This window comes from Nitratireductor pacificus pht-3B, assembly GCF_000300335.1.
In the GTDB taxonomy this organism is placed as follows: domain Bacteria; phylum Pseudomonadota; class Alphaproteobacteria; order Rhizobiales; family Rhizobiaceae; genus Nitratireductor; species Nitratireductor pacificus.
This window is the reverse complement of record NZ_AMRM01000005.1, coordinates 61054-86764: the sequence shown is the minus strand read 5'-3', so window position 1 is coordinate 86764 and position 25711 is coordinate 61054. Positions and strand designations below refer to the sequence as shown.

The following is a 25711-nucleotide window of genomic DNA, read 5'->3' as shown; positions in this document are numbered from 1 at the left end:
GCAAGAATGACGCGCCGGCCCCTGGCGGCAGAACGTCGTTGAGACTTTGCCAATGGCTGATTATACCGGATGTCATTGCGCCGCAGCGCGGCATGGACAGAACGAGGCGATTTTCGATGACCGCGGACGACAGACTATTCCTCGGCGCCAGCCGGCGCCCGGACGACAGCTACCAGCAGGCCGAAGAACTTCTGCTCAAATATGCAAATCGCCATGGCCTCGTTACAGGCGCAACCGGCACGGGCAAGACGGTGACGCTGCAAGTGCTCGCCGAGGGCTTCTCGAACGCCGGCGTGCCTGTCTTCTGCGCCGACGTGAAGGGCGACCTTTCCGGTATCGCCATGATGGGCGAGGCGAAGGACTTTCTCGCGAAGCGGGCGGAGACCATTCAGCTCGATCCCTACGAGTTCCAGGAGTTCCCGGTCATCTTCTGGGACCTGTTCGGTGAGAAAGGGCACCCGATCCGCACGACCATCTCGGAAATGGGGCCGCTTCTGCTGTCGCGGCTGATGAACCTGTCCGAGGCGCAGGAAGGCGTGCTCAACATCGCCTTCCGCATCGCCGACGAGGAAGGGCTGCTGCTGCTTGACATGAAGGACCTGCAGGCGCTGCTGACACACGTCGCCGAGCGGTCCGACGAGATCGGCGCGCGATACGGCAATGTGTCAAAGCAGTCCGTCGGCGCGATCCAGCGCACGCTGCTGGTGCTGGAACAGCAGGGGGCCGAGCACTTCTTCGGAGAGCCGGCGCTCAACATCGCCGACATCATGCGCACGACGCGCGACGGCCGCGGCGCGATCAACGTGCTGGCCGCCGACAAGCTGATGATGAATCCGCGCCTCTACGCAACGTTCCTGCTCTGGCTTCTGTCGGAACTGTTCGAGGAACTGCCGGAGGTCGGCGATCCAGACCGGCCCAAGCTGGTCTTCTTCTTCGACGAGGCGCATCTGCTGTTCGACGAGGCGCCGAAGATCCTGGTGGACCGGGTCGAGCAGGTGGTGCGCCTGATCCGCTCGAAGGGCGTCGGCGTCTATTTCGTCACGCAGAATCCCGTCGACGTGCCCGAAACCGTGCTGAGCCAGCTCGGCAACCGCATCCAGCACGCGCTGCGCGCCTACACGCCGCGCGAGCAGAAGGCGGTGAAGACCGCCGCCGACACGTTCCGTCCCAATCCCGATTTCGATTGCTTCGAGGCGATCACCCAGCTCGGTGTCGGTGAGGCGCTCGTCTCGACCCTCGAGGCGAAGGGCGTGCCATCCATGGTCCAACGCACCCTGATCAGGCCTCCCGCATCGCGGCTCGGCCCGATCACGGAAGCCGAGCGCGGCGCGCTGTTGAAGGAGAGCCCGGTCGCCGGCCAGTATGACAAGGAGATCGACCGCGAGTCGGCCTTCGAGATCCTGCAGAAGCGCGCGGAGGAGAAAGCCAAGGCGGAAGCCGCCGCGCAAGAACGGGAAGAACAGGAGGAGGAGGGCGAACGCGGCTCACGCTGGTCGATGCCCGATTTCGGCGACAATGGCACTTCGCGCCGGACGAGCCGAAGCAGAACGACACGGCCCAGAACCCGCACATCGAACCGGCAGACGGTGACCGAGGCGGCGATGAAATCCGTGGTGCGCTCGGTCGGCTCCTCGCTCGGTCGTGCCCTGGTGCGCGGCATTCTGGGAAGCTTGAAGAAGGGGTTCTGAGCGACCGCATTTTTTCTGCCGCGGTTGTCAGGGACAGACGATCCGTCCGACCCCCCAAGTGAAAGATCGCCGTGCGTCGTTTCCGACACACGGCGATCCAGACTGTTGGTGGAGCGGCCGAAACCGGCTTTCGCTCCGATGTTCAGTCAATGACTTAGACGCTGGGCAGGCCGGAGGTCACGAGGATCGGCGAGCCGTCCGGCACGCGGTTGTAGAGATCGATCACGTCCTGGTTGATCATGCGCACGCAGCCCGACGACACGGACTTGCCGATGGTCCACCATTCGGGCGATCCGTGGACGCGATACAGCGTGTCCTTGCCGTCCTGGAAGATGTAGAGCGCGCGTGCACCGAGCGGATTTGCCACGCCCGGCTGCATCCCGCCCAGCCACTGGTCGTTGGCCTTGTCGTACTCGGCGCGATATTTTTCGAGTTCCGGCCGGCGGTCGATCATCTCGGACGGCGGGAACCAGCGGGGCCACTGCTGCTTGAACTTGATCTCGGCGCGGCCGGCCCATTCGAAGCCGGCGCGGCCCAGGCCGACGCCGTAGCGCAGCGCACGGCCCTTGCCGCGAACGAGATAGAGGAAATGGTTTGCCGTATCGACGACGATCGTTCCTGCGCGCTCGCCCGTCGGGTCCGCCACTTCCTGGCGGTAGTAGCGGGGATTGATCTTCTGGATCGGCACCTCGGGAATGTCGAAGCCGGCATCCGTAACGGCCGCATACATGTTGGAGGTGGTGGTGATCTGCGGCTCTGGCACGCGGCTTTCGACCACGGACGGCCTGTTGTCGGCCGAGCTGACGCAGGCCGACAGGGTCAGCGACGCGGCACCCGCCGCGCTTGCGGAAAGAAACGTGCGACGGGACATCGCTTTTGCGGCACTGGGGGAATTGGACATCGGTCTCTTCGTTACTCTAGCGTTGTCAGGTGGGTGAATCCGTGCGCTGATCGATGGCGCCCGGCCTCTCCCGGGAAGGGAAAACTCCCAACGATCCTCCCTGGCACCGAATTAATCGGCATGCGTTTGATAGACCGGCCAACCGTGTCTGAAAGGTGGAAAATGGATGCCACATATAAGTTATTGGTCAACTGTGTTATAACTGCATCATTTCCCGCTATGGCGACGATCAGGAACCCAATCCGCTCAGCGAGGGCAGAATGAGGTCGGGCGGAAAGTCCTCGTACTCGTCCGGCTGGCCGGTGCGATTGAGCCAGACCGTGTGGAAACCGAAGCGCCGCGCGCCGGCGATGTCCCAGCGATTCGACGACTGGAACGACACGGCATCGGGATAGATGCGCCAGGCGTTGGTGACCATTTCGTAGACGGATTGGTCGGTCTTGAAGCGGCGCACGGTTTCGACGGAGAGGACATCGTCCAGAACCGTGTCGAGCGCGGAGGACCGGATCGCGGATTCGAGCATTGCCGGCGACCCGTTCGACAGGATGGCGAGGCGGGCGCCGCTGGCTTTCAGCGCTTTCAGGACACCCGGCACTTCCTCGTAGCAATCCAGCTGCCAGTACGCGTCGAGCAGGGGCTGCCGCAAGCGCCGGTCGACGCCCGGCATCTTCGCGAAGGCGAAATCCAGGCCGCGTTCGGTCAGCGTCCAGAAGTCGGCATAATGGCCCATGAGGGTCGAGACCCAGGAATATTCAAGCTGTTTGGCGCGCCAGAGTTCCGAGAAGAGCTGGCCCTGCGGCCCGATCTCGCCCGCATGCCGGCGCACCGCCGCATGCACGTCGAACAGCGTGCCATAGGCATCGAATACATAGGCTGCGTGTCGCATGAACACTCCCCATACCACAATGCACTTGACCGCAGACCCGCGCGACGGTCAAGAACGGCTCCTGGCCTCATCGATAGATGAACGGTAGCGATTGACGCCACCGCGCAAAGTCATTTCGATGCATGGCAGCAATGCGTTAACGTTTCGCGGCCACTGCGCGGCCACTGCGCGGCCACTGCGCGGCCAGATGCGGACATCGAAGGGAAGAAGAGGCAGAGCATGACCGTGTTGAGCAGCGTCCAGTCGACGACGTGGAACTATGTTGATGGCGACTGGCACGAGGGAAATGTTCCGCTCGTCGGGTCGCGCAGTCATGCCATGTGGCTCGGCTCGACCGTTTTCGACGGCGCGCGCTGGTTCGAGGGCGTGACGCCGGACCTCGACCGTCACGCCGCCCGCATCAATGCCTCGGCGACCAATCTCGGGCTGAATCCGACCATGACGGCGGATGAAATCGTCGGCCTGACGCAGGACGGACTGAAGAAGTTCGACGGCAATGCTGCCGTCTACATCCGCCCGATGTACTGGGGCGAGCACGGCGGCTACATGGGCGTGCCGGCCGACCCGGAATCGACCCGCTTCTGCCTGTGCCTCTACGAGGCCCCGATGATCGCGCCGTCCGGTTTCTCGGTCACCGTTTCGCCGTTCCGCCGGCCGAGCCTGGAGACCGCGCCGACCAACGCCAAGGCTGGCTGCCTCTATCCCAACAATGGCCGCGCGATTCTCGAGGCGCGCAATCGCGGCTACGACAACGCGCTGGTCCTCGACATGCTGGGCAATGTCGCCGAGACGGGCAGCTCCAACATCTTCATGGTCAAGGACGGCGTCGTTTTCACACCGGCGCCGAACGGAACGTTCCTGTCCGGCATCACACGCAGCCGCATCATCGGGCTGCTGCGCGAAGCCGGCGTGGAGGTGGTCGAGAAGACGCTCTCCGTTGCCGATTTCCTCGGCGCCGACGAGGTGTTCTCCACCGGAAATCATTCGAAGGTCGTGCCGGTCAACCGGGTCGAGGAGAATGATTTCCAGAGTGGACCTGTGGCCAAGAAGGCGCGCGACCTTTATTGGGAATGGGCCCATTCATAACCTCGATTGTGAGGTCTTTCCGGGAACAAAGGGGCGGCGCGGCTATTGTCACCACACGGGCATGACCCCATCTGCCTTCTGTAGATTTTCAACCACCTGTACGAGGGAGTTACCCCATGGCTTTTGAACTGCCTGATCTGCCTTACGATTATGAGGCGCTGCAGCCCTACATGTCGAAGGAGACGCTGGAATACCATCACGACAAGCACCACAAGGCTTATGTCGACAACGGTAACAAGCTGGCAGCCGAGGCAGGCATGGACGGCTTGTCGCTCGAGGAAGTGGTGAAGCAGTCCTTCGGCAAGCATGCAGGCCTGTTCAACAACGCGGCCCAGCACTACAACCACGTGCACTTCTGGAAGTGGATGAAGAAGGGCGGCGGCGGCAAGAGCCTGCCGGGCGCTCTCGCCAAGGCCATCGACAGCGATCTGGGCGGCTACGACAAGTTCCGCGCCGACTTCATCAATGCAGGCACGACGCAGTTCGGCTCGGGCTGGGCATGGCTCGCGGTCAAGGGCGGCAAGCTCGAGATCATGAAGACGCCGAACGGCGAGAACCCGCTCGTGCACGGCGCCGCACCGATCCTTGGCGTGGACGTGTGGGAGCACTCCTACTACATCGACTACCGCAATGCGCGTCCGAAATACCTGGAAGCCTTCGTCGACAGCCTCATCAACTGGGACTACGTCCTGGAGATGTACGAAAAGGCTGCCTGAAGCGGCAATCGCCTGATTTCACTATAAAGACAGACTGGTTCTGTATCGGAGGCCCGGGTTCGTCCCGGGCCTTTTTGTGCCTGTACCGGCTCACGAAACCGTGAACGCGGGCGCAGGAATATTCATCAGCGCGTGCTGTTGATGCAGGTATTGTCGGGAGAAATCACTGGAGAGGATTCCTATGAAGAAGCTTGCACTCGTTGTTTCCGCGATCTGCTTGTCGGTCTCCGCCGTTGCGGCCTCCGATGAACCCGTTGCCGCGCGCAAGGCGTTGATGGATGCGAATGCCGCATCGGCGGGCCTTGCCGGCGCGATGATGAAGGGCGATCTCGCCTACAATCCGGCGATCGCGAAGGCGGCGCTTCTGACGCTGAACGCGAGTGCGAAGACGTTCGGCAGCTTCTTCCCCGAGGGGTCGCAGGAAGGCGACACCACCGCGTCTCCGAAGATCTGGGAGGATGCGGCCGGCTTCCAGGCGGCGCTCGACAAGTACATGGCCGATACGTCCGCGGCCGTGGCCGCCGCCGGACGGGACGGGCCGGCCGATCTGGACGCCTTCAAGGCCGCTGTGGGTCCGGTGCTCGGCAACTGCCGCAGCTGCCACGAGAATTTCCGGGTACAGCAGAACTAGACGACGCCATGCGGAAGAAACTGCTCGTCGCCACGCTCGCCGTCTTCCTGGGCGGCGGCGTGGTTTTCTGGACCCTGAGTGCGCCGGCCTCGATCGAAGCCGGTGCTTTGCCGGACACGACCGACGCAGCGCGTGGCGAGCAGATCTTCTGGGCGGGTGGCTGCGCCTCCTGCCATGCGAAGCCGGGCTCCGATGGCGCGGAGCGCCTCGCTCTCGGCGGTGGTCTCGAACTGAAGACTGAATTCGGCACATTCGTCGCCCCCAACATCTCGTCCGATCCGGAGGACGGCATAGGCGCATGGAGCGATGCGGACTTCGCCAACGCCATGCTGCATGGCGTATCGCCGCGCGGCGAGCATTACTATCCGGCCTTTCCCTATCCGTCCTATGCGCGCATGACGACGCAGGATGTCGGCGACCTGTTCGCCTTCATGAAGACGCTGCCGGCCATCGAAGGCACAGCACTTGGTCACCAGCTGTCGTTTCCGTTCACGTTGCGCCGCGGGATCGGCCTTTGGAAGCAGCTCTACATGCAGGAGGAGCCTGTCGTCACGCTCGCTACCGATGCAAGCGACCCTGTAAAGCGCGGGCAGTATCTGGTGGAGGGGCCGGGGCACTGCGGCGAGTGTCACACGCCGCGCAGTTTCACCGGCGGTCAGGACTACGGCCAGTGGCTGGCCGGCGCGGTGGCCGCGGAAGGGGATGGTGTCGTGCCCAACATCACTCCGGGCGAGGGCGGTCTCGACTCCTGGTCAGCCAGCGACATCGCCTATTATCTGGAAAGCGGCTTCACGCCGGATTTCGATTCCGTCGGCGGGGCCATGGTCTCCGTTCAGAAGAACATGGCCGAGCTTTCCAAGGACGACCGCGACGCGATCGCCGCCTATCTGAAATCCGTGCCGGCCAGACCTAACGGCTATCCCGCTTCCCGGTGACTTTCAGCACGAAGGCATAGGTCAGCGCCTTTTCGTCGAGCCGCGAGAAGCGGCCCGACGCGCCGGCATGGCCCGCATCGAGATTGGTCTTGAACAGGACGGGATTGTCGCTTCCGCCGAGCGCGCGCAGCCGCGCCACCCATTTCGCCGGTTCCCAATAGGTCACGCGCGGGTCGGTCAGTCCGGCGAGCGCCAGGATCGGCGGATAGGGATGCGCGGCGACGTTGTCGTAGGGCGAATAGGCGGCGATGGTGTCGTAATCCTCCTTCGAGGTGATGGGATTGCCCCATTCCGGCCATTCGGGCGGGGTCAGCGGCAGCGTGTCGTCGAGCATGGTGTTGAGCACATCGACGAAGGGCACCGCCGCGACGATGCCGCCGAACGCCTCCGGCGCCAGATTGGCCACCGCGCCCATCAGCATGCCGCCGGCCGAACCACCCTCGGCGACGATGCGGTCATGGCTAGTATAGCCCTCGGCGACCAGATGGCGGGCGCAGGCGATGAAATCGGTGAAGCTGTTGACCTTCTTCTCCCGCTTTCCATCCTCGTACCAAGCATAGCCCTTTTCCTTGCCGCCGCGGATATGCGCGATGGCGTAGACGAAGCCGCGGTCGACCAGAGACAGGCAATTGGTGTTGAAAGAGGCGGGCATGGCCATGCCATAGGCGCCGTAGCCATAGAGCAGGCAGGGCGCCGAGCCGTCGAGCGCCAGGCCACGGCGGTGCACCAGCGAGATCGGCACCAGCGCGCCATCGGGAGCGGGAGCCATCAGGCGGCGGGTGACGTAATCTTCCGGATTGTGGCCCGACGGCACCTCCTGGGTCTTGAGCAGCGTGCGTTCGCGCGTGCCCATGTCGTAGTCGAAGACCTGCTCCGGCGTCGTCATCGACGAATAGGAGAACCGCAGCGTGTCGGTCTCGTATTCATAAGATCCGTGCAGGCCGAGCGAATACGCCTCCTCGTCGAAGGCGATCATGTGCTCGTCGCCGGAGGCGCGTTCGCGCACGATGATGCGCGGCAGCCCGTCCTTGCGCTCGAGCCGCACCAGGAAGCGGGCGAAGGCCATGACCGAGAGGATCAGCCGGCCTGGCTCGTGCGGCACCACATCCTTCCAGTTGGCCCGGGCCGGATCGGCGACCGGGGCGCTGACGATCTTGAAATCCTTGGCATCATCGGCGTTGGTGAGAATGAAGAAGACGTCGCCGCCTTCCTCCAGTTCATATTGCAGGCCCGCTTCGCGCGCGGCGACGAGACGGGGCGCGGCTGAAGGATCACCGGCGGGGATGACATGGCATTCGGAGGTTTCGTGGTCGTGCGCCGACACGTATATCCAGTCGTGCAGCCGGCTGCCGGAAACGTTGACGAAGAAGCCGGGATCAGTCTCGTCATAGATCAGGCGGTCTTCCGCCGGATTGGCACCGACGGGATGGTAGAACACGCTCGAGGGGCGGTGATTGGCGTCGAGCCTGGCGTAGAAGAAGCCGTGACCCTTCGCATCCCATTCGCCTGAACCGCCGGTTTCCGTGACGGTGTCGTCGAGATCCCTGCCGGTGGCGAGATCACGGATGCTCAGCGTGTAAAGCTCCGAGCCCATGTCGTCATGGCCCCAGAGCAACTGACTGTGATCGGGCGAGTGGTCCGCTCCGCCAAGGCGGAAATAGCTCTTGCCCTCGGCCTCCCTGTCGCCGTCGAGCAGCAACTCCTCTTCCCCGCCGTCACGGGGAACACGGAAAAAGCGGGGATACTCGCCGCCGGTGCGGAAGCCGCCCGCATAGGCATAGGGACCGTCGCGCGAGGGCACGGAGGTCTCGTCCTCCTTGATGCGGCTGCGCATCTCGGCGGCCAGGTCTTTCTGCAAAGCCTCCGTGTCGCGCATCAGTTCGGCCTGATAGGCATTCTCGGCCTCGAGATGGGTGCGGATCGCACCGTCCAGGACCGAAGGATCCCGCAGCACTTCCTGCCAGTTGTCCGCGCGCATCCATGCATACTCGTCCGAGCGCTCGACGCCGTGCCGCGTGTCGGTGACCGGACGGGCCTCGGGCAGCGGCGCGGCGATGTTTGAGGGGAAGGCTTTCGACGGCATGGATGTTCTTTCCTGATGATCTGCATGCAGAGCGGTTTTAGGATAGGCGCTGGATGAACAGGCCCTTCATGTCCCGTTCAAGCGGGCGGAGGCAATGGTTAAACGGTAATTGCATTCGGATATCGCTGTTGGAGGACAGGATTATGATGAAAACAAGCCCGTTGTTCGCTGCCGCGCTCCTGCTGCCGCTCGTCGCCGGGGAAGCCCGGGCGACGGTGTTTGCCGCCTGGCAGGTGGAAGGCGTGTCGTGGGGCGATACGCTTAACGTGAGAAAATACCCGGCCAGCCATTCACAGAAGCAGACCGCCTATCCCAACGGCACCGTGCTGCAGATGACCGGCCGCTGCACGCGCGGCATCAATCTGTTCGACATCGCGCGGCAGCCGGAATGGCGGCAGAAGCAGGCCGTCCGCTATTCCTGGTGCGAGGTGTGGCACGACCCGAGGCGCGACGGCGGTTTCGTCACCGGCTGGGTCTACGGCAAGTACATCGCGCCGGCGGACTGAGACGGGTCACTCCTTCTCGAAGCGCAGGGCGTGGCCGTTCATGCAGTAGCGCTGCCCCGTCGGCGCCGGCCCGTCGGGGAACACGTGCCCCAGATGCGCATCGCAGTCTGCGCAGCGGATTTCCGTGCGGCTCATGAACCAGGAGCGGTCCTTGTGGGCGCTGACCGCTTCCTCTTCGAGCGGCGCATAGAAACTCGGCCAGCCCGTGCCGGAATCGAACTTCGTCTGCGATGAGAACAACGGCCTGTCACAGCAGACACAGCGATAGGTGCCGTCTTCCTTGTTGTCCCAGTTCGGACCGGTGAAGGCGCGTTCGGTCCCGTGCTCCCTGGTGATGCGGTACTGCTCGGGGGTCAGCGCGGCCCGCCACTCCTCGTCGGTCTTGTGCACTTTCGGATCTGCTGTCTGGCTCATGCGGGACTCCGGATATCAGTATGTTGGCCATGGTCTTCGCCGCCTAATGTAGGCTCGGCGACGGGGCTTGTCAGCGGCTGTCATCCGTCACTCTCTCGTGAAAAGGCGTCAATTCACCGCGCGCAACAGTTGCGTGTGCACCTTGTTCCGCCCAAAGTGAACGTCTATGTCACGCGTATGAAACGAAGGATGTCCTGAAGCATCTCAACCTCTTGAGGAGAGTCCATGACGGCTGACAGCCAGTGGCTGACATTTCTCGCACTGATGCTGCCATTCGCAGCCGCCGCCTTGGCGCCTTTCCTGACCAAGCTTCTGCGTCACAACGCCGCCTGGGTGCTGGCGATCGCGCCGGCCTTGATGTTTCTGCATTTCAGCGGGTTTCTCGATCCCGTTTCCGAAGGACGGGCGCTGGCGGGCGGTTATGCCTGGATCCCGAGTCTCGATGTCGACTTCTCGTGGTACCTCGATGGTCTGTCGGTCACCTTCGCGCTGCTGATCACCGGCATCGGCACGCTGATCGTCCTTTATTCGGGCGGGTATCTGAACGGCCATGAGCATCAGGGGCGCTTCTTCTCCTTCATTCTCATGTTCATGGGGTCGATGCTCGGGCTCGTCGTCGCCGATTCCTTCCTGACCCTGTTCGTGTTCTGGGAACTGACGTCGATCACGTCGTTCCTGCTGATCGGCTTCGATCATTCGCGCAGCGGCTCGCGGCGGGCCGCGCTGCAGGCGCTGATCGTGACCGGCATGGGCGGCCTTTCGCTGCTCGCGGGCCTTCTCGTGATCTGGGGGGCGACGGGCGCAAGCTCGCTTTCGGCGCTGCTGGCGACCGGCGATGCCCTGCGCGAGGCGCCGCTCTATCTGGCCGCGCTTCTCCTGATCCTCGGCGGCGCGTTCACCAAGTCGGCGCAGTTCCCGTTCCATTTCTGGCTGCCCAACGCGATGGAGGCGCCGACGCCCGTTTCCGCCTATCTCCATTCGGCGACCATGGTGAAGGCCGGCGTCTATCTGGTCATGCGGCTCAACCCGGTTCTCGGCGAGACCGTGGCCTGGGAGACGATCCTGCCCGTTTTCGGTGGCACGACGCTGATCGTCGGCACGTTCCTCGCGGTACGGCAGACCGATCTCAAGCTGATGCTGGCCTATACGACGGTCGCGTCGCTCGGTCTCCTCGTGATGCTGACCGGTTTCGGCTCGCACAAGGCGGTCGAGGCGGCGGCGCTGTATCTGGTGGCCCACTCGCTGTTCAAGGGCGCGCTGTTCATGGTCGCCGGGCTGGTCGATCATGAAACCGGCACCCGCGATGTCACGCGGCTCGGCGGATTGCGCTCCGCGATGCCGGTCACCTTTGCCGCCGCCGTTCTCGCGGCCTGCTCGATGGGCGGGCTGCCGCTGTTCTTCGGCTTCCTGGCCAAGGAGGAGATCTACGCGGCCCTGGGCTTTGCGAGTGGCTGGAGCGCGGCACTGACCCTCGTCGCCATCGTCGGCAACGGACTGATGTTCGCCATCGGTTTCGCCGTGGCGCTGAAACCTTTCCTTGGCGCGCCGGTGGAAACACCCAAGCACGCCCATGAGGGACCGGTTCTCCTGTGGCTGGGGCCACTCGTCCTGGGCGGCCTGGGCCTGATCGCGGCGCTGATCTCGACGGTCAGCCACCGGCTGATTTCCAGCCCGATGTCGAGCGCGATCGCCGGGGAGCCGGTGACGGTGACGATCTCGACCGTGCCGCATATAGGAATGCCGCTCGCGCTTTCGCTGGTCACCGTCGGTTTCGGCGTTGCCGCCTTCCGGATGCTCGGCCGCCTGCGCGGCGTGATGGCCAGTGTTCTGAATGCCATCGGCTGGGGGCCGGACAAGGGCTTCGACCAGGCGCTGGCGGCGACGACGAAGCTGTCGTTCGGCGTCACCCGCATCATCCAGAGCGGCCGGCTCGACTACTACATGACGGCAACCTTCATCGCGCTCGCCGCCGCATTGCTCATCCCGATGATCGCATTCGGCGAGTTCCCCGCCGCGCCGGCGTTCCCTGCCATGCCGTTCTACGAATGGATCGTCCTTCTGATCGGCGTGATCGGTGTGGGCGCGGTGATCTATGCCCGCGACCGGCTGACGGCGATCGTGTCGCTTGGGATCCAGGGCTTCGCCGTGGCCCTGCTGTTCATGCTGCTTGGCGCGCCGGATCTCTCCTTCACGCAGTTCATGGTCGAGACGCTGTCGGTCGTCATCCTGGCCCTTGTGATGACGCGGCTGCGCCTTTCGCCGACGGACCACAGGCCCACCTCGGAGAAGATCGGCGACGTGCTGGTCGCCGGCACCTGCGGCGCGGCGCTCGGCCTGATGCTGCTGCGCGTGACCCAGGTTCCATTCAATGCGGAGCTGAGCGAATTCTTCGCCGCAAATTCGCGGGTGATCGCCCACGGGCGCAACATCGTCAACGTGATCATCGTCGACTTCCGCGGAATGGACACGCTGGGCGAGATCGCCGTGGTGATGATCACCGGCCTGGCGATCCTGGCGCTGGTGCGCATCCGCAGCGCCAAGCCTGCGAAAGCGGGGCAGGAGAGCTGACATGCGAACGCTGATCTTCCGGACCATCGCGCCCTATCTGACCAGCCTGATGGTGCTGTTCTCGATCTTCGTGCTCCTGCGCGGCCACAACGATCCGGGCGGCGGCTTCATCGGCGGGCTGATCGCGGCCTCGGCGTTCGCCATCTACGGCATCGCCTGCGGAGTCTCGCCAGTGCGTCGCGCCCTCTACTTCCATCCGATGGCGATTTCCGGCTTCGGCCTGCTGTTGGCGGCACTGGCCGGGTGGATGTCGCTGTTCTTTGAAGTGCCGTTCCTGACGGGGCTCTGGACGACCGTCAGCATTCTGGGACTGCCCGTGGACCTGTCGACCGTGCTGTTCTTCGACATCGGCGTCTATCTGGTCGTGGTCGGTGCGATCACCTCCATCGCGCTGGCGCTGGAAGAAAGGGAGCATGGCTGATGGAAGTGGCTCTTTCCGTTTTCGTCGGCATCTTCTTCGCCGTCGCCATCTATCTGATGCTGTCGAAGCACATCATCCGGATCCTGCTCGGCGTCTCGATCTTCGGCAATGCTGTCAACCTGACCATCTTCACCGTCGGACGCGTGGTGCGGGAGGTCCCGCCGATCATCCCGGAAGCACTGCAGACGCCCGACACGATAACCGCCAATCCGCTGCCGCAGGCCCTGATCCTGACGGCGATCGTGATTTCCTTCTCCTTCTTCGCCTTCCTTCTGGTTCTGGCTTTCCGCACCTATCAGGAACTGGGCACCGACGACACGGACGGTATGCGCGTGGCTGAGCCCGAGGGCGAGCCGCTGCCGCCACTGGGATATTGAGACGCCGATGGCCGCAGAGACAGTAGACATTTCCAATGCCATGGTGACCGCGCCGGCGACGCTGGGCGACTGGCTGGTCGTAGCGCCTGTAGCGATCCCGCTCGTCTTCGGCGCGGTTCTCCTGATGGTCCGGCACGAGACCCGTTTCCATGCAGGCCTTGCCATCGCCGGCCTGATGGCGACCTTCGCAGCGAATGTCGGCCTGCTCGAACGGGTGCTCAGTGAAGGTCCGCAGGCGATGACGATGGGGCGCTGGCTGCCGCCCTTCGGCATTTCCTTCGCGGCCGACGCGCTCGGCGCCTCGCTGGCGCTGGTGGCGACGCTGGTGGCGATCGTCTGCGCCATCTATGCGACGAAGGAGATCGACGCGACGGGCCGGCGCTACGGCTTCTACCCGTTCATGCTGTTGATGATGGCGGGCGTCGGCGGTTCGTTCCTGACCGGCGACGTCTTCAACCTCTATGTCTGGTTCGAGGTGTTCCTGATCTCGTCCTTCGGCATGCTGGTGCTCGGATCGACCCATCGGCAGCTCGACGGCGCGACGAAGTACGCGATCCTCAACCTGGTCGGAACGACCCTGTTCCTGACGGCGACGGCGTTCCTCTACGGCACCTTCGGCACGCTCAACATGGCCGACATCGCCGGCAAGGTCGACGCGATGCGCGATACCGGCCCGCTGATGACGCTGACGGTTCTCTACCTGCTCGCCTTCGGCATGAAGGCGGCCGCCTTTCCGCTGAACTTCTGGCTGCCTGCGTCCTATCATACGCCGAGCATCGTGACGGCGGCGCTGTTCGGGGGCGTTCTGACCAAGGTCGGCGTCTACGCGATGATGCGCATCCTGGTCATGCTCTTCCCCGTCGAGCGCGCCGTGCTGGCCGACCTGATTGCCTGGGTGGCGGCGGGCACGATGGTGCTCGGCATCATGGGCGCGCTGGCCCAGTCGGACATCCGCCGCGTGCTCGGCTTCGTGGTCATCTCCGGTGTCGGCGTGATGATGGCCGGCGTTGCCCTCGGCACCGAAGCGGGGCTGACCGGCACGGTGCTTTACGCGTTTCACTCGATCATCGCGATGACGGCGCTGTATCTGCTCGCCGGCGTGATGAACGGGCTGGGCGGCAGCTATTCCCTGCATGAGTTGTCGGGTCTGTACCGGAATTATCCGTTGCTGGCGGCTTTCGCGCTGCTGCTCGTGCTCTCCGCGGCGGGATTGCCGCCGGCTTCCGGTCTGTGGCCGAAAGTGATTCTCGTTCGCGCCTCGCTCGACGCCGGTTTGCCCTGGCTTTCCTTCGCGATCCTTCTGACCGGACTTCTCACCACCGTGGCCATGGGGCGCGTCTTCATCCTGACCATCTGGCGCCAGACGGCCAAGCCTGCGGAGAATGACACCGTGGTGGCAGGACGCCCGGCGGTCGGTTACGCGGCGCTTGCCATGCTGTCCCTGCCGATCCTTCTGCTGGGACTGTATCCCGAGCCGCTCATTCGCATCGCGACGGTTTCGGCAACTGGGCTCCTCGAGGCATCGTCCTATCTGGGCGCGGTCTTTCCGATGGAGGCGCAGCCATGAGATTGCCGCTGATCAACATCCTCCTCGCGCTGACCTGGACCGCGGTGAGCGGCTCCTTCACCCTGGCGAACTTCATCTTCGGTCTGATCCTGGGGGCGGGCACGCTCTATCTCATTCGCGAGCAGGTCGGGTCGCTCGGCTACTTCGCCCGCAGCTTCCGGCTGATCTCGCTGATGCTGCTTTTCCTGTATGAACTTGTCCTTTCCGCATGGCGTGTGGCGGTGCTGGTCCTGTCCCCGAAGATGGATCTGAAGCCCGGCATTTTCGCCTATCCGCTGAAGGTCGACCGCGATTTCGAGATCACGCTCCTCGCGAACCTGATCACCCTGACGCCCGGCACTCTTTCGGTCGATGTGTCGGAGGACCGGCGTTTCCTCTACGTTCATGCGATCGACTGTTCGTCGCCCGAGGCGTTGCGCCGCGACATCGCGGAAGGTTTCGAACGCAAGATCATGGAGGCGTTCCGATGAGTGCCAGCCAGGAATTCCTGAACTTTGCCGAACTGGTGGCGCTGGCGCTGCTCAGCCTGTCGTTTCTCCTGACGGTGGTCCGCGTGATCGTGGGGCCAAGCCTGCCGGACCGGGTTCTGGCGCTCGACATGCTGGTGACCATAGCCATCGGTTTCATCGCCGTGATCGGCATCCGGACGGGCTTTACGCTCTATCTCGACATCGCGATCGCCCTCGGACTGGTGGGTTTCCTCGCGACCGTGGCTTTCGCACGCTTCGTGCTCAGCCGCCGCTACGAGCAGGAATTCGTCAACCAGGACACGCGCGGCATCTTTGGAGAGAAGGAACAATGATGGGCGCGGCGCAGGACCTGATCACCGGAGGGCTGATCGTCATCGGCGCAGCGTTCACGCTGATCGCCGCCATTGGCCTGCTGCGTCTTCCCGATCTCTATACGCGCATGCATGCCGCCTCCAAGGCCGGCACGCTCGGTTCGGGGGTGATGCTGATCGCGCTGGCGGTCTTCGCGCATGACCAGGCGGTGGTGACGCGAGCGCTGGCGGCGGTAGTGTTCTTCCTGCTGACCGCGCCGATTTCGGCGCATCTTCTGGCGAAGGCGGCCTACGCGGCGGGCTACAAGCTCTGGGACCGTTCGGTCCATGACGACATGGCGCATGCCGAACGGAAGGATGCGTCTCAGGAACCGTCCGACGATCTCTGAACGGAGCGCGCCGGGACGGCAGCGTATCGCGTACCGCGCCTGGTATCGGCCAACCATCGATGCGGGGATTCTGCCGCGATGGAGCAGGGAACTGTCCAGAGCAAGTATTGATGAGAAACACCCATGCGGTTTGCCCGCTTGGGTCGGTCTCATTTCCCGCCGATCGATCCAGGCTCAGCAATGATCTCCAGGTGATAAATATACAACAGCCTCTGTTCACCCGCCGATGAGGCGCTGGGCGCTTCGGCGGAAGCGCGGATTCTTCTGAAATTCTGACCTATCAGGTCAATCAAAGCAGTTTGGAGACTTGGGAGCGGATTATTTCTGGAATAGAATCCCCATTTTTGATGCGCGATAAACAAATCAATTTTTGAATCACCTTGTCTTAAGCTGCAAAAAGTGAGTTGACCCCGCCTGGCAAAAGCCCGATATGATCACCCACTCTCGGGAATCATAAAAAGATAATGAAAACAACATTTCTGAGTAAGGCCTCCTAAAAAATCAAGATGGGGCCCGAAAGCAAAACTGACGTTGGGGCAAGGTAACCGAAATGAACGAAGAACTGATCAAGAACGACAATATGCTTATTGAGCTGACGGCAGAGGTCGTGGCTGCCTATGTTAGCAATAATCCAGTTCCTGCTTCTGAACTTTCCAATCTGATCGCGGATGTGCATGCGGCGCTCGGTCGTGTGAGTGGCTCGTCGGAGCCTGCGCCAGCCGAGAAGCAGAAGCCGGCCGTCAATCCCAAGCGGTCTGTGCACGACGATTACATCATTTGTCTGGAAGACGGTAAGAAGTTCAAGTCGCTGAAGCGTCATCTGATGACCCACTACGGCATGACGCCCGAGCAGTATCGCGAGAAGTGGGGTCTCGATCCGAATTATCCCATGGTTGCGCCGAGCTACGCGATCGCGCGTTCGCAGCTCGCCAAGCAGATGGGTCTCGGCCGCAAGCCAAAGGGAAAATAGGCGTTCTCCCGAGTGTATCTTGCGTAGCTTTGACTGATTGACGGCGCCTCCGGGCGCCGTCTTTTTTTGCGGGTGCCGGTCACGACCCGTGCCGGGGAGGACGGTGTCTGGAGCGTCGCCGGACCGGTGCGCGATCGCCGACAACGATGTCCGACGGCGGAGACAATCGCTGCAGTGCCTGGCCGAGCGCGATGTGACGATTGAGATCGTAGCTCCAGTGGCCTCGCGCGCCCTTGAGCCGCTCGCGCTCGATCATGCGTTTCAGTCGCTGCTGCAATGCGATCCGGTCGGTTCCCGAGGATCGCAGGGCCGAAGGCAGATCTATTCCGCAAACGAGCGCCAGTGCCGCCGTCTGCCGCGCGTCGACGCCACGCGCCTCCTTTGCCCTACGGAACGCGTCGATCTCGCTTTTTACCACCATTATGCCGGACCTCGGTTTCTGATCTCGTCCGACTATGAGGGGCTTCGAAGGGGCGGGGATAAACAGTGCTGAAGAAAATTATCTCGGCCGGTTTTTATTCTTTTCGTTCAATGTGTTGATGTCGCGATCAACAATTATGTGTTCACAATTTGTTCCCGCAGGCGGCCGCGTAGGATATAAGAATTTATTCCTCTTTTCGGGAAGGGATGAATTCAGTGCCGTCAAATGCGACGAAGCAAGCAGACATCAAGCTGACGGGGGCGGTCCGCATGGCGGACGGGCCGGCGCTATCGCTGGAGCGCCGCCTCAGCCCCATAGCAGACGAGCGGGTCACCGAGGTCTGCGAATGCGTTCTGGATATCATTGCTGCGTTGTTCAATGTCAGCGGAAGGGAGTTGCGCGGAACAGGGCGGTCGTCGACGAGCGTGACGAGGGTGCGCCAGATCGGCATGTATGCCGCCCATGTGACCCTCGGACTGAACATGGCGGAAGTCGGCCGCGGTTTCGGGCGCGACAGGACGACGGTTCAGTATGCCTGCCATCTCATCGAGGACATGCGCGACGACGAGGAGTTCGACAGCGTCGTCAGCATGACGGAGCGGGTCGTCACCGTGGCGTTCCGGCACACGGAGGTGCGCTGACCGTGCTCAGGCAGGACAAGATCAATGCCGATATGCAGCGCCAGCTCCTCCGCGCCATCCGTTTTCTGCGAGGCGGTCCGGCCGAGAGCCGCATCGCTGCCAAGAAGGACCACAGGCTGCTGAGCAATGGCGACGGCGCGACCATCGCATTGCACATGAGCGTGCTGGATAGGCTCGCCCGCGAAGGGATCTTGGTGCGCGATGAGGACGGGCGGGTAGCGCTGAGCGACGTCGGAGAGGCCCGCGGAAGGCGTGATGAGGCGGCGGCCGAACCGTTCCGGGCGCAGCACTGGCAGATCGAGCATCGCGTCATCATGGCGGAGCGTTGCCGGCAGCATGTGGCGGCCAATCTTGCCGAATCGCCGCTCGGACAGCTCGCCAGGAGGCGCACGCGCAACGGCGCGCCGTTTCTGACGGCGGCCGAGTTCGATGCGGGCGAGCGGCTGCGGGCGGACTATACGCGGGGGCAGGTGATGCCCCGGTTGAGCGCGAACTGGATCGCGGCCATATCGGCGGGCAGGCGCGGCAGCGGGCCGGGCGGCGGCACCGAACTGACGGACGCGGCGCTCTCGGCCCGGCAGAGGGTGGACCAGGCTCTGACCGCTGTCGGGCCCGAGCTGGCGGGCGTGCTCGTCGACATCTGCTGCTTCCTGAAGGGTTTTGAGCAGACCGAAATCGAACGGGGATGGCCGGTGCGTTCGGCGAAGGTCGTCCTGAAGACGGCGCTCGGCGCGCTGGCGCGCCACTATGATCCGCGGGCCGGGAGCAGCGGGACCGGAAAGCGGCCGATCCTGCATTGGGGAGCGGAGGACTATCGTCCCAGAATTTCCTAGGTCCGTTCAGCGTTCATCGAAGCGGTGGACGGCTCATGCTCAGCCCGCCGTTGCGGTGACCGACTTCGCCTCGTCCTGTATCCGCTTGACCATGGCGCGCAGGCCGTTGGCCCGCTGCGGCGTCAGATGCTCGTCGAGGCCGAGCCGGCGCAGCACGCTTTCCGCATCGATCTCAAGGATTGCGCTGGCCTTCTTTCCCGAGAAGACGAGCAACATGATGGCAACGAGCCCACGCACGATATGCGCGTCGGAATCGCCCTTGAACTGGAGGACCGGGTCGCTGCCTTCGCCATGCTGCGTGTGCAGCCAGACCTGGCTGACGCAGCCCCGTACGCGGTGGGCCTCGTCGCGCGCCGTCTCCGGATAGGGCGGCAGGGCGTTGCCCAGCTCAATGATGTAGCGATAGCGCTCCTCCCAGTCGTCCAGGAAGGCGAAATCGTCGAAGATGGAGTCGAGTGTCGTGCTCATGCCCCGGATATAGTCCTTGTCCCGCCACCCGTCACGGAAAAACGGGCCGCATCCGGACATCTTCCGGCCGGTTGAAGGGCTATTGCGCCGGAGGAATGCTGCCGGTGGTGAGCGGCTGCTCGCCGGCGGGCGTTTCTTCCTCGATCATCTCGTAGGCGATGCGGGCACTCTCGCGGGCGCGCACGCCGATCGTCTGAAGAGCGGCCTTCCCGGTGGCGCAGACATCGGGCCTGCGCTCGCAGATGCCGGCCATGTCGCTGACAGCGTCACGCGCCGCGCTGATCGCCTGGAGCGCCCCGACCTGCCCGGTTTCCGCCTCGTCCCCGCCGCCGATCGGCAGGAACAGCAGAACCAGTGAGAGCCAGAAGGCGGATCGAATGAGAAAACCCATGATGTCGCTGTTCCCGTTTCAAGGCCCGCAGGCCATGCCCTTTCGAGCGTCCCGGGAAGACAATGCCATCGGCGCACGAAAGGGCTGTTGAGATTTTTGTTCAAATTTGAGGTTCTTTTTTGAAGAAACCGCAAACGCCGGCCTTTGAAACAAGTGCCGATCAAAGGCATGCAGACGCGTTGACCAATATTTTACCACCTAAGGCGTTGATCGGATTGGGATCTGCAGGCCGGGACGTGCCGCGGACATGGAAAACGAGGGGCCGGGGCAGGGTGCGAATCCGGTGACGGGCTGTTAACCATGACAGGATTTCTGCATCGGAACCGCTGATTTCGGCCGGGCTGAAGCGCCGCCGGCACCGTCGTTTATCGTTTCCTTAAACGCTGGGTGCGAGGTTCTTTCAGAACAAGAACACGTCAAACGGACAAAGCGAGAGCGCGTCGAGTTGAGTGCACGAGCATCTCTATATCTGGAGTGGTCCTCTGCTGTTGCGGCGGCCTGCGGCCGCCTCATCCACCCATCGGTGGACGAGGCCGGTGAGCGCCGGCGCCAATCGCGCATGGTCGCCGTGCTGTTCGGCGCGCCTTTCCTCTTCGCCGCCGCCTCGGTGCAACTCCTTTCCGACGTTCTGGATATGGCGCAGGCCATGGCGCTCGGCTGCGCGGCCTTCGGTCTTTGCTGGATGCTTGCAACGGCGATCCTGGCGACCGCGCGACGCGGCGCCGCCGAAATCGCCGCTCTGGCGCTGGGTACGCTCTCCCTTGCGGGCCTGATCGCGGCCGCCGGCGGTCTCTCCTCGCCCATGGCGATCGTGGCTTTCGCCCTGGCGGCGGAGGCGTTCTGGGTGGCAGGCACACGCCGTGCGCTGCTCCTGGGGGGTGGTGCATCGCTGGCTGCGGCAGCCCTCGGCGGCGCGCTGACGGGCGCACTGGCTCAGGGCGGAATAGCAGTGCCGCCATCCGCCGCGCACTGGTTCGTGCCGGTCGTCTATCTCGCGACGCTGCTTGCGCGCCTGCCTGGCCTCCGGCCGGAGAGCGGCCGGGAGACGCCGGCCGACGACGACGCCATACTGGCCGACCGGATGAACGCATTGATCCTGCGGATGAACAGGGCGGGCGAGGTCAGCAGCGCATCCCGGCAGGCCGGCGATCTACTGCAGGTGCGTAGCGACATCCTGCTTGGTTCGGGCTTCTTCGAGCGCGTTCATGTCGCCGACCGGGTCGCCTATCTGTGCGCCCTGTCGGACATCGGTTCGGGCGCCCGGTCTCGCCAGTTGAGCATTCGTCTGCGCATGCCCGCCGAGCAGGGGGATGCGCGCGTATCGGGCTACAGGCGCTTCGGCGTCGAGTTCGTCTCCGGCGCAGAACCCGGCGAGGCGCTGGCCGTCATCCGCGACGAGGGCGACAAGGCCCAGTTGGAGGATGAGATCGCGTACATGCGCGAGCGTGAGCGCGCGACCAGGGCGGAAAGCCGGCGCGTGCTGGCCGCGGTGAGCCATGAACTGCGCACGCCGCTGAACGCCATTCTGGGCTTCTCCGACACGCTCCAGATGGAGATCTTCGGCCGGTTCGCCGACGAGCGACAGCGCGAATATGTGCGCCTGATCCACGAGGCGGGCGCGCACCTCCTTTCGGTCGTGAACGCGACGCTCGAGGTGTCGAAGGTTGAATCGGGCACCTATGTGCTGCATCCCGAAGCCTTTTCCTTCGCCGACGTCGTCGAGGCGAGCTTGGCGCTGACGATCCCGCAGACGACGGAGCGCCCGATCGCGGTCAAGCTTTCCATCGCGGATGACGTTGGCGTCGTCCATTGCGATCGCCGCGCGGTACAGCAGGTGCTGATCAACCTCCTGTCGAACGCGGTCAAGTTCACGCCCGAGAACGGCGAGATCGTCATATCGGCGGAGCGGACAGGCGACCGCATCGACTTCAGTGTGGCTGACAACGGCGTCGGCATCGCGGCCGACGACCTGCAGCGCATCGGCGAGCCGTTCATGCAGGTGCGCAGCGAAGCGACACGCCATGTCGAGGGAACCGGCCTCGGCCTCGCCCTGGTGCGCGGCCTCGTCGGCTTGCAGGGCGGCGGCGTGATGATAGACAGTGCGCCCGGCGAGGGGACGCGGGTAACCGTTTCATTGCCGGTAGGCGCGGGCACGACAAAGGAAATTGCGAACCGGACCAAGGCACCGGTGATCGACGAAGAGTGGACGGATGAAGAATACCGCAAGACGGCCTGAGCCGCAGATCACGTTCGCCGGCATTCTGCGCGCGGGACTGGCGGGTACGGGCATGGCCATCGCCCGGAACCCGCTGGCGGTCGGCGGCACCACCGCGTTCCTCGTCTCGTTCGCCTTCGTTTCGGCAAACGCGCTCTGGTACCAGCCGCATTTCCATGCCGGGGCGCTCATCTCGACGCGTGAGCCGGTCTATGTCGACAGGACGCCGGAAGACGCGGCAGTACCGGGCGCCGTCCGCCGCACGGCCGATCCCGTGCCGGTTCGGAGCGAGCCAGGCGCAGTGGCGCCAGGCACGATCAAGCCGAGCAACGACATGACCGGCGCCATCCCGTCGGACCGACCGGATGTCGCGGAGGGTGGTGACGCCACCCTGCGCGAGGTGCAGCGCGTGCTGGGCGATCTCGGTCTCTACCAGGGTACGGTGGACGGCCTGCAGGGACCGCAAACCCGTACGGCCATCAGCAATTACCGGCGCATTGTGGGCTTGGAAGCCTCGGAAGCAGTGGACGATCCGCTGCTGCGCCAGCTCGGGCTGAGGGAAGCACCCGCCGCCGCGCCCCAGATGCCGCCCGCGCAATCCATCCCGGCGCCGACGCCGCGCCCGCAGGTCGTCCAGCAGGTGTCGCAGGCGGGCAGCGAACCAGCGCAGCCCATACGCACCGCCGCTCTGCAGACCGCCGAAGCTGACGCCACGGTGATGCGCATCCAGGCCGGCCTGAAGGCGTTCGGTAACGACGCTATCGAGGTGGACGGCGTCCTGGGGCAGGATACCGAGGCGGCGATCCGCGAGTTCCAGAGCCTGTTCGGCCTGAACGTGACCGGCCAGCCCGATCCCGCATTTCTCGCCAAGATGCGTGAAGTCGGCCTGACCAATTGACATGCGCCTGACCAGCGAGTTCTGGGTTTCAGCCCTGACGAAGCGGATTTTCGCCGAGGGCGGTTTCGCCGCGGTGGGACAAAGAGGCGCACGCGAAGCGGGCTCCATCTTCATCGTCGTGCGCGACCGGATGGGACGGCAGGCCCTGTATGGACCGGCGATGCAGGCTAGCTACGCCGAGACGCGCCCCGCGGGCCGGCAGTTCACGCTGATCGTGGTGGACGAAGGGCAAGAGATCGAGCAGCGCCTCGACAAGGAACGGCGTTTCGATCCGGATTTCTGGGTGGTCGAGATCGAACTGAACGATATCGGCCAGGCAGGCGGCTACTTCGACGTCGCCGCCGAGTGATGGTGCGGCTGCCCGCCGCCCGCTGAAGGCGACGACGGCAACTGGCGCCACCGTTGCAGCCGCGTCTTCGCCAGCTCGGCGGAGATCGCGCCGTAGCGTGCGACGAACAGACGGATTGTGGCGCGATCGGAAAGCTGCGCCGGGAAATGCGCCGCGGTGATCAGCAGTGCTTCGGCGGCATCAAGTCCGAGCAGGCGGAGCGCCGTCATCAGCTCGCTCGGCATGGCGAAGCCGATGATAAGCCGCGCCCGGTCGATCGACACGCCAAGCTTATCGGCCAGGATCGAGGCAAATGCCGCATCGTCTCCCGAAAGCGCTGCGGCGCTGAGCTCCATCGCCGTCTGCCGGCCGTCGCTGCCTGCGTTGTCCGTCAACGGCAGCACATCGGGTTTCGCCGCGTCGCGCATCATCGCACGGAGTTTTTCCCGCACCGCCTGCTCCGGCATGTCGAGGCGCGATGACGGCTGCGGCCCGTCGGCAGCCGTACCGCCAGGCGTTTCGTCATGCAGCGCCGAAATGGCGCGGATCAGCGCGGCGATGGCCGGGTTCAGGTTTGCCCGGCGCCCGATGAGGCGCGCATGCGGCAGACCGTGTTGCGCGATCAGGCCGATCAGGTCGACATCCGTCAGGGCCATTGAGCGGACCAGAAGCGGCGCGGAGATGTCGATCGGTTCCTCGCAAAGACGGCGCAGCAAGCGGGGCGGTGGCGTGTTGCATTCGCACAGCGCTGCCGCGGCGTAACGCCTTGTCTCGACCGGAACGCGGGGAAGGAGGGGCAGGGTGAGGTCGTCCAGACGCACGATCTCGCCGGCCGTCGGACGCGCGAGGGCCGCGAACGCCGAGACGGCCGCGCGAAAGACCCGTTCCGGCTTATACGCGTCCCCGCCCGACGCGAGCTCTCTGAAAATTGCGGACGACACGCGGACCCAACACTCGCAAGAGACACGATGAACAACGCCGCACTTGCGGACTGCGACGCATCCGGGTGGGCATTGCACACGATAGGCCCATTCCCTTAGCAAGCTGTTAACCGGTTTCTTTAGAATTCCGTTCAGCATTGCGGTCCGCGCCGGAGCGGGCGGTAACGAAACGTTAACCATATGCGGGCTCTACTTCCGCAAAGGAGGCGTTGCGTACCACTCCAGCCCAGAAAGGGAACGCAATGTCATGGCAGTCATCTTGAACTTTGTGCCACGGCCGCGACGCGCGCCGACAGGCTCATCGAGCCAGCGGCGGAGCGGCGCATCGGTGATCATCTTTCCCGGCGTGCGCTATGAACGGCGCGACGAACCGCTGAAGGACGACGGTGGAGACGACCACCCGCGCGATACGCGCCGGCTGAGCAAGTCCTGATAGCCCAGTATCGCGGCGGCATTGCCTGCAGTGGCGGCCGCCTACGCGGCCAGCGCCTCAAACGGGCGTGCAGCTCATGCTGTCGAGGAATGCCGAAACGGCGCCACGCCAGCTCTCATCGGGAACGAAGACCCGGACGAGGGCCATGCCTTCCGTCACATCCGCCTGCACCAGCACCGACTGGGCGAGCGTTTCGGGAAGGCCGTTCCTGAGTTCCAGCATCTGCGGCGGGTCGGCGACCAGCACGTCGAGAACACGTTGCTGCGCACTGCGGTCGTTCAGGCTGAAGACATTCAGGCCGTCGCGGTCGTAGACCGAGATCGACCAGAACGGAACGCGTCCGGAGGCGACGATCCGCGTCATGCCGGTGGAGAGATCGAACCGGCAGACCGACGCCTCGAACAGCGGATTGTCGATGAACGGCCGCTCGGCATCAGTGCCTCCCGCACTGTGACGGAGCGGTACGGCGGTGTACAGGTCGGCCCTGGCGGCGAGCGCGGCCCAGACGTCGCGTTCCGAATAGACCGGCAGCAGGAACAGGATGGAGATGTGCACCATCGCCGCGCCGAAGACGCCGAGAAGAAGGACGCGCAGCGTATCAAGCATCGCAGCCCATCCTCCTGATGCGGGGCAGGGCGATCTCGTCGACCCGTCCGCCGGTGGAGATCGGCGTGTCGAACAGGGTAAGCACCAGCAGCATCGGCCCGCGCCCCTCGAGGGCCAGCCAGTTGCCGGGATGGGCGCTTGTGCTGACGGAGATGCGCAACTGCTGCTTCTGTTCCCACAGCAGGGATTGAGAATGCAGCGCCGAGGAGAACCGTTCGGGAGCGGAGAGGGCGCGCCGCGCCGGGTCCGCCGCATAGAGCGTGAAGAAGCGTACCGGCGGCACGGAACCCTCGACCAGGTAGTCGCACTGGCGCAACAGCGGCGCTCCGGTGTCGTCCTGGTCGGCGACAAAGCCGATGCCCTCCGCCTGTCCGAGGGCCAGTTCGCCAAGCCGCGCAGACCGCGCGCGCGCATAGGGATCGGCGTCGCGGGTTCCGCTTCTGGGAAAGGCGGTCCAGGCGCCGATATCGACCGAACCGACCGATCGGGTGGTTTCGAGCGCGAACCAAGCGCTGCCGGCCCCCGCGCCAAGGGCGATCAGCAAGACGATGGCGACCTGAAGGACTGTTCTCAGCATTTGGATTCTGATCTGGCGTGGGCTATCCCCGATACCCCGG

30 protein-coding genes are annotated in these 25711 nt (G+C 64.1%); 20 read left to right on the top strand and 10 right to left on the bottom strand.

Annotated elements, in window-relative coordinates; genetic code table 11:
• Positions 1–116 precede the first annotated feature (116 nt).
• A complete protein-coding gene (locus NA2_RS05770; protein ID WP_008595213.1) occupies positions 117–1688 on the top strand; it encodes a helicase HerA-like C-terminal domain-containing protein in 1572 nt (523 codons plus the stop codon).
• A 154-nt stretch (positions 1689–1842) separates the two neighbouring features.
• Here the strand turns inward: NA2_RS05770 and NA2_RS05765 are convergent, their stop codons facing one another.
• Together NA2_RS05765 and NA2_RS05760 are read right to left on the bottom strand one after the other, a co-directional pair.
• Positions 1843–2559, bottom strand: a complete 717-nt coding sequence (locus tag NA2_RS05765) for a L,D-transpeptidase (protein WP_008595211.1) — start codon at positions 2557–2559, stop codon at positions 1843–1845.
• A 259-nt stretch (positions 2560–2818) separates the two neighbouring features.
• Positions 2819–3475, bottom strand: a complete 657-nt coding sequence (locus NA2_RS05760) for a haloacid dehalogenase type II (protein WP_008595210.1) — start codon at positions 3473–3475, stop codon at positions 2819–2821.
• Between the two features lie 219 nt (positions 3476–3694).
• On the opposite strand from NA2_RS05760, the gene NA2_RS05755 reads away from it, so the two are divergent.
• The 4 genes from NA2_RS05755 (at position 3695) to NA2_RS05740 (ending at position 6843) form a co-directional block, all read left to right on the top strand.
• Positions 3695–4561, top strand: a complete 867-nt coding sequence (locus NA2_RS05755; RefSeq protein WP_008595207.1) for a branched-chain amino acid aminotransferase — start codon at positions 3695–3697, stop codon at positions 4559–4561.
• Between the two features lie 116 nt (positions 4562–4677).
• Positions 4678–5277, top strand: coding sequence for a superoxide dismutase (locus NA2_RS05750; RefSeq protein ID WP_008595205.1), 600 nt, complete (start codon positions 4678–4680; stop codon positions 5275–5277).
• A 181-nt stretch (positions 5278–5458) separates the two neighbouring features.
• Entirely contained in the window at positions 5459–5908 is a 450-nt protein-coding gene (locus tag NA2_RS05745) for a c-type cytochrome (protein ID WP_008595202.1), read from the top strand.
• A gap of 8 nt (positions 5909–5916) precedes the next feature.
• The gene (locus tag NA2_RS05740; RefSeq protein WP_008595199.1) at positions 5917–6843 is read left to right on the top strand and encodes a c-type cytochrome; all 927 of its coding nucleotides are present in this window, start codon (positions 5917–5919) and stop codon (positions 6841–6843) included.
• On the opposite strand, the gene NA2_RS05735 is transcribed toward NA2_RS05740, so the two are convergent.
• A complete protein-coding gene (locus NA2_RS05735) occupies positions 6818–8926 on the bottom strand; it encodes a S9 family peptidase (protein WP_008595197.1) in 2109 nt (702 codons plus the stop codon). The genes NA2_RS05740 and NA2_RS05735 overlap by 26 nt on opposite strands.
• A gap of 143 nt (positions 8927–9069) precedes the next feature.
• Here NA2_RS05735 and NA2_RS05730 point away from each other — a divergent pair, with 143 nt between their 5' ends.
• On the top strand, positions 9070–9432 hold the full coding sequence (locus NA2_RS05730; protein ID WP_008595195.1) for an SH3 domain-containing protein: 363 nt from the start codon (positions 9070–9072) through the stop codon (positions 9430–9432).
• Between the two features lie 6 nt (positions 9433–9438).
• Here NA2_RS05730 and msrB read toward each other — a convergent pair whose 3' ends face one another.
• A complete protein-coding gene (gene msrB, locus NA2_RS05725) occupies positions 9439–9846 on the bottom strand; it encodes a peptide-methionine (R)-S-oxide reductase MsrB (RefSeq protein ID WP_008595193.1) in 408 nt (135 codons plus the stop codon).
• Between the two features lie 225 nt (positions 9847–10071).
• Between msrB and NA2_RS05720 the strand changes: the two genes are divergently transcribed.
• The 8 genes from NA2_RS05720 (at position 10072) to NA2_RS05685 (ending at position 16919) form a co-directional block, all read left to right on the top strand.
• Complete coding sequence (locus NA2_RS05720) at positions 10072–12414, top strand: putative monovalent cation/H+ antiporter subunit A (protein ID WP_008595190.1); 2343 nt, start codon at positions 10072–10074, stop codon at positions 12412–12414.
• A 1-nt stretch (position 12415) separates the two neighbouring features.
• A complete protein-coding gene (locus NA2_RS05715; protein WP_008595187.1) occupies positions 12416–12835 on the top strand; it encodes a Na+/H+ antiporter subunit B in 420 nt (139 codons plus the stop codon).
• Entirely contained in the window at positions 12835–13212 is a 378-nt protein-coding gene (locus NA2_RS05710; protein ID WP_008595185.1) for a Na+/H+ antiporter subunit C, read from the top strand. The genes NA2_RS05715 and NA2_RS05710 overlap by 1 nt, the downstream gene beginning before the upstream one ends.
• Before the next feature lie 7 nt (positions 13213–13219).
• Positions 13220–14779: a Na+/H+ antiporter subunit D gene (locus tag NA2_RS05705; RefSeq protein WP_008595183.1), complete on the top strand. Its 1560-nt coding sequence runs from the start codon at positions 13220–13222 to the stop codon at positions 14777–14779.
• Positions 14776–15249: a Na+/H+ antiporter subunit E gene (locus NA2_RS05700; protein ID WP_008595181.1), complete on the top strand. Its 474-nt coding sequence runs from the start codon at positions 14776–14778 to the stop codon at positions 15247–15249. The genes NA2_RS05705 and NA2_RS05700 overlap by 4 nt, the downstream gene beginning before the upstream one ends.
• Positions 15246–15581 (top strand): cation:proton antiporter, encoded by a 336-nt coding sequence (locus tag NA2_RS05695; RefSeq protein ID WP_008595180.1) that lies wholly within the window; start codon positions 15246–15248, stop codon positions 15579–15581. Before NA2_RS05700 ends, NA2_RS05695 begins: the two co-directional genes overlap by 4 nt.
• The gene (mnhG, locus tag NA2_RS05690; protein ID WP_008595178.1) at positions 15578–15949 is read left to right on the top strand and encodes a monovalent cation/H(+) antiporter subunit G; all 372 of its coding nucleotides are present in this window, start codon (positions 15578–15580) and stop codon (positions 15947–15949) included. The genes NA2_RS05695 and mnhG overlap by 4 nt, the downstream gene beginning before the upstream one ends.
• Positions 15950–16499: 550 nt before the next feature.
• Entirely contained in the window at positions 16500–16919 is a 420-nt protein-coding gene (locus tag NA2_RS05685) for a Ros/MucR family transcriptional regulator (protein WP_008595176.1), read from the top strand.
• A gap of 79 nt (positions 16920–16998) precedes the next feature.
• On the opposite strand, the gene NA2_RS21450 is transcribed toward NA2_RS05685, so the two are convergent.
• The gene (locus NA2_RS21450) at positions 16999–17340 is read right to left on the bottom strand and encodes a hypothetical protein (protein ID WP_081582617.1); all 342 of its coding nucleotides are present in this window, start codon (positions 17338–17340) and stop codon (positions 16999–17001) included.
• A 206-nt stretch (positions 17341–17546) separates the two neighbouring features.
• Between NA2_RS21450 and NA2_RS05680 the strand changes: the two genes are divergently transcribed.
• Both NA2_RS05680 and NA2_RS05675 read left to right on the top strand, forming a co-directional pair.
• Positions 17547–17981 (top strand): helix-turn-helix domain-containing protein, encoded by a 435-nt coding sequence (locus NA2_RS05680; RefSeq protein WP_008595175.1) that lies wholly within the window; start codon positions 17547–17549, stop codon positions 17979–17981.
• Positions 17982–17983: 2 nt separating this feature from the next.
• Positions 17984–18814, top strand: coding sequence for a DUF6456 domain-containing protein (locus tag NA2_RS05675; protein WP_008595173.1), 831 nt, complete (start codon positions 17984–17986; stop codon positions 18812–18814).
• A gap of 39 nt (positions 18815–18853) precedes the next feature.
• On the opposite strand, the gene NA2_RS05670 is transcribed toward NA2_RS05675, so the two are convergent.
• Both NA2_RS05670 and NA2_RS05665 read right to left on the bottom strand, forming a co-directional pair.
• On the bottom strand, positions 18854–19282 hold the full coding sequence (locus NA2_RS05670) for a SufE family protein (RefSeq protein ID WP_008595171.1): 429 nt from the start codon (positions 19280–19282) through the stop codon (positions 18854–18856).
• 79 nt (positions 19283–19361) lie between these two features.
• Positions 19362–19673, bottom strand: a complete 312-nt coding sequence (locus NA2_RS05665; protein WP_008595169.1) for a DUF5330 domain-containing protein — start codon at positions 19671–19673, stop codon at positions 19362–19364.
• A gap of 559 nt (positions 19674–20232) precedes the next feature.
• On the opposite strand from NA2_RS05665, the gene NA2_RS05660 reads away from it, so the two are divergent.
• Genes NA2_RS05660 through NA2_RS05650 form a run of 3 tightly spaced genes read left to right on the top strand, consistent with a single transcriptional unit; the run spans position 20233 to position 23135 of the window.
• Positions 20233–21909: a sensor histidine kinase gene (locus tag NA2_RS05660; RefSeq protein WP_008595167.1), complete on the top strand. Its 1677-nt coding sequence runs from the start codon at positions 20233–20235 to the stop codon at positions 21907–21909.
• Entirely contained in the window at positions 21884–22786 is a 903-nt protein-coding gene (locus NA2_RS05655) for a peptidoglycan-binding domain-containing protein (protein WP_008595165.1), read from the top strand. Before NA2_RS05660 ends, NA2_RS05655 begins: the two co-directional genes overlap by 26 nt.
• Before the next feature lies 1 nt (position 22787).
• Complete coding sequence (locus NA2_RS05650) at positions 22788–23135, top strand: DUF1491 family protein (protein WP_008595163.1); 348 nt, start codon at positions 22788–22790, stop codon at positions 23133–23135.
• Here NA2_RS05650 and NA2_RS05645 read toward each other — a convergent pair.
• On the bottom strand, positions 23111–24193 hold the full coding sequence (locus NA2_RS05645; RefSeq protein ID WP_157188145.1) for a hypothetical protein: 1083 nt from the start codon (positions 24191–24193) through the stop codon (positions 23111–23113). The genes NA2_RS05650 and NA2_RS05645 overlap by 25 nt on opposite strands.
• A 109-nt stretch (positions 24194–24302) precedes the next feature.
• Here NA2_RS05645 and NA2_RS22220 point away from each other — a divergent pair, with 109 nt between their 5' ends.
• Positions 24303–24488 carry a hypothetical protein gene (locus NA2_RS22220; protein WP_210161287.1) on the top strand — a complete coding sequence of 62 codons (186 nt, stop codon included), beginning with the start codon at positions 24303–24305 and terminating at the stop codon, positions 24486–24488.
• Between the two features lie 57 nt (positions 24489–24545).
• On the opposite strand, the gene NA2_RS05640 is transcribed toward NA2_RS22220, so the two are convergent.
• Together NA2_RS05640 and NA2_RS05635 are read right to left on the bottom strand one after the other, a co-directional pair.
• Positions 24546–25094, bottom strand: coding sequence for a DUF1254 domain-containing protein (locus NA2_RS05640; protein WP_008595158.1), 549 nt, complete (start codon positions 25092–25094; stop codon positions 24546–24548).
• Complete coding sequence (locus NA2_RS05635; protein ID WP_008595156.1) at positions 25087–25671, bottom strand: DUF1214 domain-containing protein; 585 nt, start codon at positions 25669–25671, stop codon at positions 25087–25089. The genes NA2_RS05640 and NA2_RS05635 overlap by 8 nt, the downstream gene beginning before the upstream one ends.
• Positions 25672–25711: the final 40 nt, after the last annotated feature.

Bases quoted from the DNA above. Each gene is read 5' to 3' on its own strand.
- NA2_RS05645 (WP_157188145.1), bottom strand. From the start codon at position 24,193: ATGCTGAACGGAATTCTAAAGAAACCGGTTAACAGCTTGCTAAGGGAA.
- NA2_RS05660 (WP_008595167.1), top strand. From the start codon at position 20,233: ATGGTCGCCGTGCTGTTCGGCGCGCCTTTCCTCTTCGCCGCCGCCTCG.
- NA2_RS05735 (WP_008595197.1), bottom strand. From the start codon at position 8,926: ATGCCGTCGAAAGCCTTCCCCTCAAACATCGCCGCGCCGCTGCCCGAG.
- NA2_RS05680 (WP_008595175.1), top strand. From the start codon at position 17,547: ATGAATTCAGTGCCGTCAAATGCGACGAAGCAAGCAGACATCAAGCTG.
- NA2_RS05720 (WP_008595190.1), top strand. From the start codon at position 10,072: ATGACGGCTGACAGCCAGTGGCTGACATTTCTCGCACTGATGCTGCCA.
- NA2_RS05670 (WP_008595171.1), bottom strand. From the start codon at position 19,282: ATGAGCACGACACTCGACTCCATCTTCGACGATTTCGCCTTCCTGGAC.
- NA2_RS05740 (WP_008595199.1), top strand. From the start codon at position 5,917: ATGCGGAAGAAACTGCTCGTCGCCACGCTCGCCGTCTTCCTGGGCGGC.
- NA2_RS05650 (WP_008595163.1), top strand. From the start codon at position 22,788: ATGCGCCTGACCAGCGAGTTCTGGGTTTCAGCCCTGACGAAGCGGATT.
- NA2_RS05770 (WP_008595213.1), top strand. From the start codon at position 117: ATGACCGCGGACGACAGACTATTCCTCGGCGCCAGCCGGCGCCCGGAC.
- NA2_RS22220 (WP_210161287.1), top strand. From the start codon at position 24,303: ATGGCAGTCATCTTGAACTTTGTGCCACGGCCGCGACGCGCGCCGACA.
- NA2_RS05750 (WP_008595205.1), top strand. From the start codon at position 4,678: ATGGCTTTTGAACTGCCTGATCTGCCTTACGATTATGAGGCGCTGCAG.
- NA2_RS05685 (WP_008595176.1), top strand. From the start codon at position 16,500: ATGAACGAAGAACTGATCAAGAACGACAATATGCTTATTGAGCTGACG.
- NA2_RS05665 (WP_008595169.1), bottom strand. From the start codon at position 19,673: ATGGGTTTTCTCATTCGATCCGCCTTCTGGCTCTCACTGGTTCTGCTG.
- mnhG (WP_008595178.1), top strand. From the start codon at position 15,578: ATGATGGGCGCGGCGCAGGACCTGATCACCGGAGGGCTGATCGTCATC.
- NA2_RS05700 (WP_008595181.1), top strand. From the start codon at position 14,776: ATGAGATTGCCGCTGATCAACATCCTCCTCGCGCTGACCTGGACCGCG.
- NA2_RS05640 (WP_008595158.1), bottom strand. From the start codon at position 25,094: ATGCTTGATACGCTGCGCGTCCTTCTTCTCGGCGTCTTCGGCGCGGCG.
- msrB (WP_008595193.1), bottom strand. From the start codon at position 9,846: ATGAGCCAGACAGCAGATCCGAAAGTGCACAAGACCGACGAGGAGTGG.
- NA2_RS05655 (WP_008595165.1), top strand. From the start codon at position 21,884: ATGAAGAATACCGCAAGACGGCCTGAGCCGCAGATCACGTTCGCCGGC.
- NA2_RS05745 (WP_008595202.1), top strand. From the start codon at position 5,459: ATGAAGAAGCTTGCACTCGTTGTTTCCGCGATCTGCTTGTCGGTCTCC.
- NA2_RS05730 (WP_008595195.1), top strand. From the start codon at position 9,070: ATGATGAAAACAAGCCCGTTGTTCGCTGCCGCGCTCCTGCTGCCGCTC.
- NA2_RS05760 (WP_008595210.1), bottom strand. From the start codon at position 3,475: ATGCGACACGCAGCCTATGTATTCGATGCCTATGGCACGCTGTTCGAC.
- NA2_RS21450 (WP_081582617.1), bottom strand. From the start codon at position 17,340: ATGGTGGTAAAAAGCGAGATCGACGCGTTCCGTAGGGCAAAGGAGGCG.
- NA2_RS05705 (WP_008595183.1), top strand. From the start codon at position 13,220: ATGGCCGCAGAGACAGTAGACATTTCCAATGCCATGGTGACCGCGCCG.
- NA2_RS05695 (WP_008595180.1), top strand. From the start codon at position 15,246: ATGAGTGCCAGCCAGGAATTCCTGAACTTTGCCGAACTGGTGGCGCTG.
- NA2_RS05765 (WP_008595211.1), bottom strand. From the start codon at position 2,559: ATGTCCCGTCGCACGTTTCTTTCCGCAAGCGCGGCGGGTGCCGCGTCG.
- NA2_RS05755 (WP_008595207.1), top strand. From the start codon at position 3,695: ATGACCGTGTTGAGCAGCGTCCAGTCGACGACGTGGAACTATGTTGAT.
- NA2_RS05715 (WP_008595187.1), top strand. From the start codon at position 12,416: ATGCGAACGCTGATCTTCCGGACCATCGCGCCCTATCTGACCAGCCTG.
- NA2_RS05710 (WP_008595185.1), top strand. From the start codon at position 12,835: ATGGAAGTGGCTCTTTCCGTTTTCGTCGGCATCTTCTTCGCCGTCGCC.
- NA2_RS05635 (WP_008595156.1), bottom strand. From the start codon at position 25,671: ATGCTGAGAACAGTCCTTCAGGTCGCCATCGTCTTGCTGATCGCCCTT.